Origin of the sequence: Xanthocytophaga flava, from assembly GCF_030068545.1 — a bacterium.
GTDB lineage: Bacteria > Bacteroidota > Bacteroidia > Cytophagales > 172606-1 > Xanthocytophaga > Xanthocytophaga flava.
In genome coordinates this window covers 41,459-51,631 of record NZ_JASJOR010000045.1, presented here as the reverse complement: position 1 = coordinate 51,631, position 10,173 = coordinate 41,459, and the positions used below count along the sequence as shown (strand labels likewise).

Annotated in this window: 10 protein-coding genes; 3 read left to right on the top strand and 7 right to left on the bottom strand. The window is 36.8% G+C overall.

Annotated elements, in window-relative coordinates:
* Positions 1-226: 226 nt before the first annotated feature.
* Positions 227-658: a type II 3-dehydroquinate dehydratase gene (gene aroQ / locus QNI15_RS36100; RefSeq protein WP_313989410.1), complete on the bottom strand. Its 432-nt coding sequence runs from the start codon at positions 656-658 to the stop codon at positions 227-229.
* A gap of 168 nt (positions 659-826) precedes the next feature.
* Here aroQ and xerD point away from each other — a divergent pair, with 168 nt between their 5' ends.
* Entirely contained in the window at positions 827-1,723 is an 897-nt protein-coding gene (xerD, locus tag QNI15_RS36095; protein WP_313989411.1) for a site-specific tyrosine recombinase XerD, read from the top strand.
* A 69-nt stretch (positions 1,724-1,792) separates the two neighbouring features.
* Here the strand turns inward: xerD and QNI15_RS36090 are convergent, their stop codons facing one another.
* From QNI15_RS36090 to QNI15_RS36075, 4 genes are all read right to left on the bottom strand, one after another.
* Positions 1,793-2,350, bottom strand: a complete 558-nt coding sequence (locus QNI15_RS36090) for an outer membrane beta-barrel protein (protein ID WP_314003511.1) — start codon at positions 2,348-2,350, stop codon at positions 1,793-1,795.
* Positions 2,351-2,595: 245 nt separating this feature from the next.
* Positions 2,596-3,186 carry an outer membrane beta-barrel protein gene (locus QNI15_RS36085; protein ID WP_314003513.1) on the bottom strand — a complete coding sequence of 197 codons (591 nt, stop codon included), beginning with the start codon at positions 3,184-3,186 and terminating at the stop codon, positions 2,596-2,598.
* Positions 3,187-3,257: 71 nt separating this feature from the next.
* Positions 3,258-3,869: an outer membrane beta-barrel protein gene (locus QNI15_RS36080; RefSeq protein ID WP_314036803.1), complete on the bottom strand. Its 612-nt coding sequence runs from the start codon at positions 3,867-3,869 to the stop codon at positions 3,258-3,260.
* A gap of 261 nt (positions 3,870-4,130) precedes the next feature.
* Positions 4,131-4,508 carry a hypothetical protein gene (locus QNI15_RS36075; RefSeq protein ID WP_314036801.1) on the bottom strand — a complete coding sequence of 126 codons (378 nt, stop codon included), beginning with the start codon at positions 4,506-4,508 and terminating at the stop codon, positions 4,131-4,133.
* A gap of 316 nt (positions 4,509-4,824) precedes the next feature.
* Here QNI15_RS36075 and QNI15_RS36070 point away from each other — a divergent pair, with 316 nt between their 5' ends.
* On the top strand, positions 4,825-5,187 hold the full coding sequence (locus tag QNI15_RS36070) for a hypothetical protein (protein WP_314003519.1): 363 nt from the start codon (positions 4,825-4,827) through the stop codon (positions 5,185-5,187).
* A 53-nt stretch (positions 5,188-5,240) separates the two neighbouring features.
* On the opposite strand, the gene QNI15_RS36065 is transcribed toward QNI15_RS36070, so the two are convergent.
* Positions 5,241-6,437 (bottom strand): outer membrane beta-barrel protein, encoded by a 1,197-nt coding sequence (locus QNI15_RS36065; protein WP_314003521.1) that lies wholly within the window; start codon positions 6,435-6,437, stop codon positions 5,241-5,243.
* Positions 6,438-6,633: 196 nt separating this feature from the next.
* Here QNI15_RS36065 and QNI15_RS36060 point away from each other — a divergent pair, with 196 nt between their 5' ends.
* Positions 6,634-7,488, top strand: a complete 855-nt coding sequence (locus tag QNI15_RS36060) for a pirin family protein (protein ID WP_314003523.1) — start codon at positions 6,634-6,636, stop codon at positions 7,486-7,488.
* Between the two features lie 56 nt (positions 7,489-7,544).
* Here the strand turns inward: QNI15_RS36060 and QNI15_RS36055 are convergent, their stop codons facing one another.
* Positions 7,545-9,737 (bottom strand): M43 family zinc metalloprotease, encoded by a 2,193-nt coding sequence (locus QNI15_RS36055; protein ID WP_314036799.1) that lies wholly within the window; start codon positions 9,735-9,737, stop codon positions 7,545-7,547.
* Positions 9,738-10,173: the final 436 nt, after the last annotated feature.

Sequence of the window (10,173 nt, the reverse complement as noted above, 5' to 3'; positions counted from 1 at the left end):
TTTGTCTAAAATTTTAATAACTTGCTCACTGATGATTGTTTTCATCCTCAAAGGTTGGTTTGGTGGCTTGGTCGCTCCAAATTTCAACCTTTTTGTTTTCTATTGCTACTTTTCCTCGGGTAGAGTAGTCTCAATCTACTTCAAAATCCATAAAAAAAACAAAGAATACAAGATTTGCGTTTTTGCACAATCCTGTATTCTTAAAAAATTACTATCTAACCAAGTATTACTTAGAATCTCTTCTTCGCAGAAAGTTTTCCAGTCCCAATCGATACCCTTCCAGGCCAAATCCACAGATAACACCCGCACAATTGCGGCTGATATAACTGTGATGACGAAACTCCTCCCTCGCAAATACATTGGAGATATGCACTTCTATAACAGGGGTAGTAATAGCAGCTACTGCATCAGAAAGTGCGATAGAAGTATGTGCATACCCGCCAGGGTTAAACAGAATGCCATCTATAGAGAATCCGACCTCATGTAATTTATCAATCAGTGCACCTTCTGTATTAGACTGAAAGTAAGTAAGCTTTATATCCGGATATTGACTTTGCAAAATTTCATAGAAAGTCTCAAAAGACATGTTTCCATAAATGCTACGTTCACGACGCCCCAGAAGATTCATATTGGGCCCATTCAGAATCAGAATTTCCATAATTAATACATAAATAGAATTGAAAAAATAACTTTACGAATCAGGCTGGCAATATAAAAGAGATTTTGAAAACAGGGAGATTTTGCCTCAGAAAAAGATTGTACTTTCGTGTTTTGAATACAGAAGCTGTTTAACATTCCATTTGCAAGCACAATTCCCTACAATTCTATGTGGTCATCGGCAATAAAAGAATATAAAAACTATCTCCATCTGGAACGAGGTCTCTCTGAAAACTCAATTGAGGCATATATACATGATATAGAGAAACTACACCAGTTTCTGGAGATCAAAGAAATGAAGGTTGGCCCTACCGAGGTTACCGACCGACACATCCGAGAATTTCTGCAATATCTGGGAGAGTTAGGTATGACACCGTCCTCCCAATCCCGTTTTTTGTCAGGGCTCAAGGGCTTTTTCAAATACATGTTTGCCGAAGATTTGATCAAAGACGATCCTACCCAGCTAGTCGAAGCACCACGGCTGTCTCGCAAACTTCCTGATACACTATCCGTACAAGAAATTGACCAGTTGCTGGCAGCCATCGATCATTCTACTCCGGAAGGAACCCGCAACCGGGCTATGCTCGAAATACTGTATGGATCAGGACTACGTGTAAGCGAACTAATCGAACTGACTTTGTCCAATGTGTATACAGAACTGGGATTTTTACGGATTGTAGGAAAAGGAAATAAAGAAAGACTGGTTCCGATGGGAAGCGAAGCTACCAAATACCTGACTATCTATCTGGAACAGGTGCGCTGCCATGTTACCCCTCAGAAAGATCACGAAAACTATGTCTTTCTGAATGCCAGAGGTAAAGGATTGTCAAGAGTGTGGGTGTTTCTGATCATCAAGGAACTGGCTCAGATCATTAACCTCCAAAAAAATATCAGTCCACATACATTCCGTCATTCCTTTGCTACCCATCTGATAGAAGGCGGAGCCGACTTACGGGCTGTACAGGAAATGTTAGGACACGAATCGATTACTACTACTGAAATATATACCCACCTGGACCGGGATTATCTCAAGCAAATCATGCACGATTTTCATCCGCGTAGTTAACAAAAAATCCTCTGCTGTATTGCAGAGGATTTTTTGTTATATAAAATCAAGAACTTTTATCTATTTCTATTAGTCAATAAAAATCTGGAATCCAAAGCTAACACCTACACTTCCCTGGCTATCAGCACCTTGGTAGAATAATAGATTATAATTTATAATTCCATCTACCGATACATGATCATTGATAAAATAAGCTGCACCAGCCCCTAACTTAACATTGCTGTAATTGCTTTTAGTTTCGATCACTCCATTGGAAGTATCATCTTTGCTTTTAGAACTTTGATAAGAATAACCCGCATGAACAAGTGGCTTCACCGTGCCATCACCAAAATAATACCGGGCAAATGGCCCAATACCCCAAGTTGTTGTTTTATATTTTTCACCAGGGATAATGGATTCTGTAGAGCTGTAAGCAATAGTAGGTGTTAATCCTATAGCCAGATTATCAATGACAAAATAGCCAACCGTAGGGCTAAAAGAAATACTGGTATTGCTATCATCAAAGTTCAAGTTTGCAATTGAACTTCCTACCATAAAATTACCCTGATCAGTTTGTGCAAATGATCTTTCTGTTGTTAACACTAAAAAGCTAAAAATGGCAATGATTAAAATAAACGTTTTTTTCATTGTAAAATGAATAGAGTGGAAAATTAAACAAACTTTTACTCTCACTTTTATTAGAATTGAGAATAAAACAAGTATTAGTATTGGATATTTGAAGAGGTAAACATTCTTATAGGCATATTTGCATAATTTCTACAGTCAAAGCATAGTAAGTACATATTCCACTGAAAATCTTCAGGCTGAGACCTTGTTATCGCTTTTAAAAATCCTTCAATGTGACAAAGGACTTTTAAAAAACCAAAGTTTTTTTAATCAAGAAAAATCTGAAAACCCAAACTTACAGCCACTTCATTACTTTTATTACTACCTAGTATATCATAATCCATATAATGTCCATAATTTACAATGCCCTCTAATGCAATTGACTTACTCAGAAAATAGGCAATACCACCGCCTAGTTGGATAAACTTATAGCCTTGCTTTACTTTGTGGTCACCCTCTAAAACAGGATCATTAGGATCAATAGGTAAATCACCAAGCTTTACAGTATTTCTATAATACAAGAAACTGGCATTGAGCAACGGTTTCAGCTTGCCTTCTCCAAAATAATATCTCACAAATGGGCCAATACCGAATGATGTACTTTTGGTTTTGCTATCATTCATAAGAGTGAATGTTTTATATTCAAAAGCAGGTGTTAAACCTACTACTAAATTAGTAACAACAAAGTAGCCAACTGTAGGACTGAATGAAACACCCAAATAATCACTTTGAAAACTTAAGTTTCCAATGCTTCCACCAACCATAAAGGTTCCCTTATCTGTCTGACAGTAGCATAAACTTCCTGTTGCCACCCAAACAGTAAAAACAGCAAGAAATAAGGCAACGTTTTTTCTCATATTTCTACACTTTAAAATTAACACGATTACACTATAAGTTTTTATTCTAGTTATGCTCAGTAATATAACACTTACTTCCCAATAAAAAACTGCACACCAAGATTAATGCTTATTTCTCCTTTTTTATCATAAGTCCCTTCATAATCCATATAACGTCCATAATTTAACAATCCTTCGATAGCTATTCGATCATCTATAAAATAAGAAACTCCGCCTCCTATTTGTAGAAGTTTATATTCGCTCTTAATCTCATGGCTCCCCTTTTGGAAAAACCCCGGATATATATAAGCTTCAGAAGTTGTTTTTACACTATACTTGTAATACAGAAAACTTGCATTAACTAAAGGTTTAAGTTTATGTTCACTAAAGTAATAACGAACGAAGGGTCCAATACCCCACTGCTTTCCTTTTTGTGTACTTTTGGAATAAGAGTTCGGATAACTTTCAGATTGATTGTAAGACATATAGCCAAAGGAAGGAGTCACCCCAACAACTAGATTATCTATCAGAAAATATCCCCCTTTTACATCCAGTAATAAATCTGTATTATTTTTTCCAAATTTAAATTCACCAGCAGAAGTACCTACCATAAATCTGCCTTTTTGTGTTTGAGCCAGGGAATCAGTTAATGAGAGAAGAGAAATAATGAAAAAAGAAAGGGTAATGTAGAATAATTTTGTCATAAGTTACTGATAAGAAATACTTGAATAGTTTGACTGCACAAATATAATACAGATTTAACATAATCGGATTAATGCCATTTCCTTCAAAAATGTAAACACATAATAGATTACTTACTGAAAGATTTTTCAGGTATACTTATTGTCCAATGAAAATCTGCACACCCAAACCAATGTTAACTTCACCTAATTTAACATCAGTATTTTCATTATAATCTATATAACGTCCATAATTTACAATCCCTTCCAGAGAGATATTATCATTCAGAAAATAAGCAATACCTCCTCCTGCTTGAAGTAATTTATATCCCCTTTGAATTCATATGCATATCCCTCAATAGGCCCTTCTGGTGTCATTATAGTCGAATATGTAACATTAGATTTACGGGAATGATACAAAAAACTGGCATTGAGCAACGGTTTCAGCTTACCTTCTCCAAAATAATATCTCACAAATGGACCCATGCCTAATACATTAATTTTTTCTTTAAAACGGACATTATCAGTAGCCCAACTATAGGAATAAGAAGGAGTTATCCCAATAACCAGGTTATCTACAATAAAGTAGCCAGCCTTGATGTCAAAAGCAAGGTCTGTGTAATTCTTACCAAAATTAAATTTTCCAATTGAAGGTCCTGCCATAAACCTTCCTTTTTGCGTTTGAGCAGAAATTGTGTTAAAGGAAAGAATAGAAGTAATAAAAGTGTAGAAGGTAAAGTAGAATAAGTTTTTCAAGGTCGGTAGCGGTAAAATTAGTTTAACAGTAACTATATATATTTCCTATACAGATAAAGAATGAATTTATTATACCCGTTCTACGCAAAAATTGGGCCACTTATGTTATATATGATTGCTATTTAACCACAAGCTACCTTCATAATTTATAATAGATTTTCTTTTAAATAGGTTTTGAGGGAGTTAATGCTGAAATGCTGCCTCTTATCCTAAAAACAGATGGATGATCCTCATAAAATCAACATATTTAACTTATACTAAATATGTAATCGATTATAAGAAAGCTGATAAGCAACATGAAGTTACACTAACAGTACAAGCAGAAAAACTTCGGGCAGATAGTACAGGTAATGAGAAAAATATCGCGATCAACGACTGGATAGATGTGGGCGTTTACCACAAGGATGATCAGGGTAAGGACAAACTCATTTATCTGAAAAAACACAAGGTTAACAAAAAAGAAAACACCTTTGTGATTACAGTTTCAGAAGAACCTTCCAAAGCAGGCATTGATCCTCTTAATAAGCTAATTGACCGTCATGCTGAGGATAATGTAAAATCAGCAGAGGAAAAAACTGCTAGTTAACATAGCTAACGCCCTTTATGTACTTTCATAAAGGGCGTTCTTGTACTATCAGATTATTTACGTTTCTTTTCCAGTGCCACAGAGAACGTCAGATTATTAGAATATAAAAAGGTATCAAAAGAGCTATTAGTACGGTGAAGAGAGGTTTCATACATACGATAATCCAAGGCATACTCTCTATGCGGGCGTTTCCATTTTAGGCCTGCACCTAGTATTACCTGTGCTCCAATTTTCCGATTTACACATTCCTTACTCAAACTTCTGGCAGGATAATTTACTTTCATTGTTGATGAAAAATTAAGGCTCATTCCCACGCCAGCATAAATATAAGGTGTAATGGCCCCTCGCAACAAGTCATATTTTAATGTCACTGGAATGTAAATCAGGTTATTGCGAATTTCACTTATATCAACATTAGGTTTTACCTGTTTAAAATTTCCAATCTTCATCATTACAAACTGAAGTTCAGGTTGCAGGTATAATTTCCTATCCATATCTACCAGCTGAAAGGAACCAAATACAGAAATCATTGGCATAGATGAGGTAGGAACACCTTTTATAGCCACATTACTGGCTATAAAATTTACATACCCTATATTTGTTCCAACCCGAACCCCAAAAAAATGTTTTCCTTTTGGTTCCAGATACTGATAGGTTTGATTCCGGATCTCACTGCACTTGTTATACGTTACCACAAACTTTGTCATATCTGTACGAATGTAACGCAGTTCGGCCAAAGCCCCTTGGTCTATCACACACTTAGTCATAATGGAATTTAACTGTTTCTGATATTTCCCATCTGCACGATATCGCTGTCCGTTGATATAGGTATCCTTTTGTCCTTCCAGTTCCAGCATCCCATCAGGTGGAACTTCGGCAAAATAACGATCTTTACCCTGACTACCTCTCCAGAAATACAGATTCACCTCTCCTCCTACCAACTTTTGCAGAAATACATGAATAGAATCTTTAGACTCGGCATCGGCTATTTTCCTGGATACATAAATCTTTCCACTTTCAAGAATATACGCGCGAATATCTATAGGAGCATAAGTAACAACCTTTTTACCAGGGAAAGCTTTAACCATACAGCCAGAAGAATTAGATTTATCTGTCCTGTCTTTGATCAGAACAGCTATTGTATCTCCTTTGGATGTTATGATCTTTCCAGGATTAAATAAGCTTTGTGCCTGAATATTTATTGAGAAAATAATAAATAAAATAATAGATATACTTTTTAACTTGAGCATGGTAGAGTTGGGAATTCGGGTTATACTATAAAAGAAGAAAATTTGTATAAAAACTACAAACAAACAATTTATCGATTAATAATTATATCCTATTCATTGTAAACATGACTGTGAAGAATAGGGCTGGTAGCTTCTATAAGTAGGAAACTATTTTCTTCCACTCTGACTTAGCAATAACAGAACCAAATACAATTTTATGAGAACCATTAAACAGATTCATACAGCAACGTACGCCCCTATTGCGGATTTGATCACCTATTCACCTTTGCCCTCCCGGACACTCCAGCAGATAGATCCGTTTTTGTTTTTAAACCATCATGGACCACAGATATATCCAGCCAATAATCGAGGGCTTCCGTTTGGTCCTCACCCACACAGAGGAATGGAAACAGTAACATTTATCATAGATGGCGACATCATGCATAAGGATTCCGGAGGACACGAAAGTGTAATCAATGCTGGGGGTGTCCAATGGATGACAGCCGGACGAGGCCTGATCCATGCAGAAGTGTCCTCTTCAGAGTTTAAAAAGAATGGAGGTAATCTGGAGATTTTACAGTTATGGCTTAATCTGCCTTCTCGCCTGAAGATGACAGAACCATTCTACAAAGGCTTGCAAAAAGAAGAGATCCCTACCATTACTCATGATAATGGAAATATTGTATCTCATCTAGTATCGGGTACATGGGAAGGTCACAAAGGTGCATTCGAATCGCATATTGATGTTTCTTTATGTACAATGGAATACAAAGCGGGAAGTCAGTATTCACTATCGATTCCAGCCTCTCACACTATCTTTTTCTATGTAATCAGAGGCCAGTTCATAGTGAATGGACAGAAAGCCGCAATGCACAATTTAGTTGAATTCAATCATGATGCAGAACAACTTACTATCCAGGCACAGGAAGATAGTATATTGCTTCTTGGGCATGCCGAGCCAATAGGAGAACCAGTAGTAGCACAAGGCCCTTTTGTGATGAATACGCAACAGGAAATTATGGAAGCATACAATGACTACCGAATGGGAAAATTTGGTAGCTGGTCACACTAACAAATTAAACAGCCCTGTACACACTCATGTATACAGGGCTGTTTTTAGCTAAATGGCTAATACTTCACAATCTTCTTCACAGACACATGATCTGAGAACACAGCCCGCACAATGTATACCCCAGATGCATATTGACTGATATCAAATGTATAAGCATTGGCTGGTGTACTACTCGAAATACTTGTTTCAGCTATTTTCTGACCAAGTCCATTCAGAATCTGAATACGCTGCAACCCTTCTGGTTGTGGATAAAACTGAACATCAACATTACCATCCGTAGGATTAGGCATTACAAGAAACCCTTTTTCCTTCAGATTTTTATTGATTATGACCGTTCTCAGGTTTACATCATCCAGATAAATATTATTTTCATATTCTGTTGTATTCCGGAAAGCAATCCACAACTCACCCACACCTATATAGTCTCCCAGATTTACAGAATCTTTACGCCATTCACTGGCAGTTGGTTTAAAAGCTTCTGTTGTTGGTTCTGTTCGGGTCACCAGGGTGCTGCCATATTTCTTGTATAGACTGGTGTAGGTCTTTCCACAATCCGTACTTACCATTACCTGCAATGTATCCCATACCAAACCCCTGGAATTACTGGATACAGACGTATAGGTAGCAGCTGCTACATAGAATGAAAGATAAACAGAATCTACCTCGGCAATACTCAGAACAGGAAGCAGTAAATCATCCGTTTCATCATTGCTTGCATAGTCATAATTATTGACTCTTACACTGGAGTTACCTGTTTTAGCAATGCCAGTTACTTTTTCCCAGGTAATACCACCATCATTATTTACTATATTCCATCCCGTTGGTGGAAACGTACTTCCTTCAAAACTTTCGTTGATTGTTGCAACAGGACCATAATATTGATAGGTTGTACTTAGCGTGTCATTACTTATTTCCTCATCTGTTTTAGCATTAGGAGACGAAAGACTAATGGTTAATGTATGCTCTCCTTCTGAGGTTGTAATTGTCTGTAAAGTAATACTGGTAGTATTCGCTTTAGCCAAAGATCCAGTCCAGTTAGAGGTCGCTACTACTATATCATCTACTTTTACTGTAATAGTTAATGAAGTCAGTGTCTGACTGCCCCGATTGCGAATCGTAATGACAGGAGAAAAAGAATTAGTACAAAGGCGACTATCCATATTATCGATGGATTTTAGTTCTGCATTATTGGTAGTAGCTATAGCTTCCTGAGTACCATCAGAAGTCAATAATGAAGATCGGTAGGCAATGACAGCAGCTTCCATACGAGAAATCTGTCCAGCCGTAAACATCACTAAACAAGCATCATAGCTATAATCCATATAGTTCTGATACATAATACCATTACCATCTGAAGTACAGTTATCGTGTATCACCCCCGAATTGCATTTGCTGGAAGCATCGGCTTGATCAGGGGTATCTTCTACATAATCTGAGCCAGTACATGCCCCATCATCATCCCCCCAGATATGAAATAAGTTAAAGTAATGTCCGGTTTCATGAGTTAGGGTTCTACCACCTTCAAAATCTGTATATCCTGTATAGCTTTTACCAGGTAAAGTTCTGTAATCAATTACAACACCTTGTTCTACGGCAGGCAGGTCACCCGGAAAGGTAGCGTATCCCAGTATACTGCCACTAGTTGTTGCAGTAATCGCACAAATCCACACATTAAAATATTTATCTGGATCCCAGCTGTCAACACCTTTGCTGGCGGTATATTTCACATCATTGGTATTAGAGGAGAAAGAACTTTTGGTAGTTGTGACTCTCTCTATTCCAGTAGTTGGATCGCCGGATTCTGTTCGCTGCGCTAAACTGAATTGGATACTGGATTTTCCAAACAAGGATTTAAAGTATTCAGGAATCTTAGTGGAATCTGAGTTTTCTCCGGCAAAATCTGCATTTAATATATCCAACTGCTGCTGTATCTGAGCATCCGTTACCTGATTAGGATTTGACATTACAATATGAAATACAACGGGTATGGTATACACTGTTTTTGCATTGCTGGCCTCACTTCCTGTTCGTGCAGATGACAACCGATAAGAACCCTTTCGCACATTCTGATTAAATTTCTCTGTATTTTGTTCAAACTGCAATTTAAACTTGGAATCCAGGGCAAACTTCTGTTTTAATCGTTCCATTGTTATACAACGTTGTACACTACCTGTACTCACAGATTGTCCTGAAACCTGCATTGTTACTCCCACTAGTAAAAGTAAAATAGAAAAGTATATACACCTCATGGTCTTCTGTTTAGCTAAAATAAATCTCTTCGTTTGTTTTGTCTGTATGACAACTGATACTGCTTTTACTCCCGTCTGATGTTTGCTGATTTTTTAAATATTTTAGAGTAGCCTACATCTTTCCGCTATGCATGGTCAGTTTTTAGGAGTTTACATTAAAAGTAAAGATAACATAAGCGAAAACGAAAGACGTTATCTGATAAAGCCTGACTCATTCAGACTTTGTGAATGAGTCAATATTATAGTACAATAGATCGGAACAGGGTTTCTAATTGACAATAATATTACATACTACTTTTTGATAGTCAATTAGTTGCAGACATGAATAAATCTATTTACTATTGAGCTTTCGGTATCACTCAAACAACATTCTTCATTTTAACTATTTTTTCCTATCGGTCTTACGTGGTGCTTTTATTGACCAAAATACATCTTC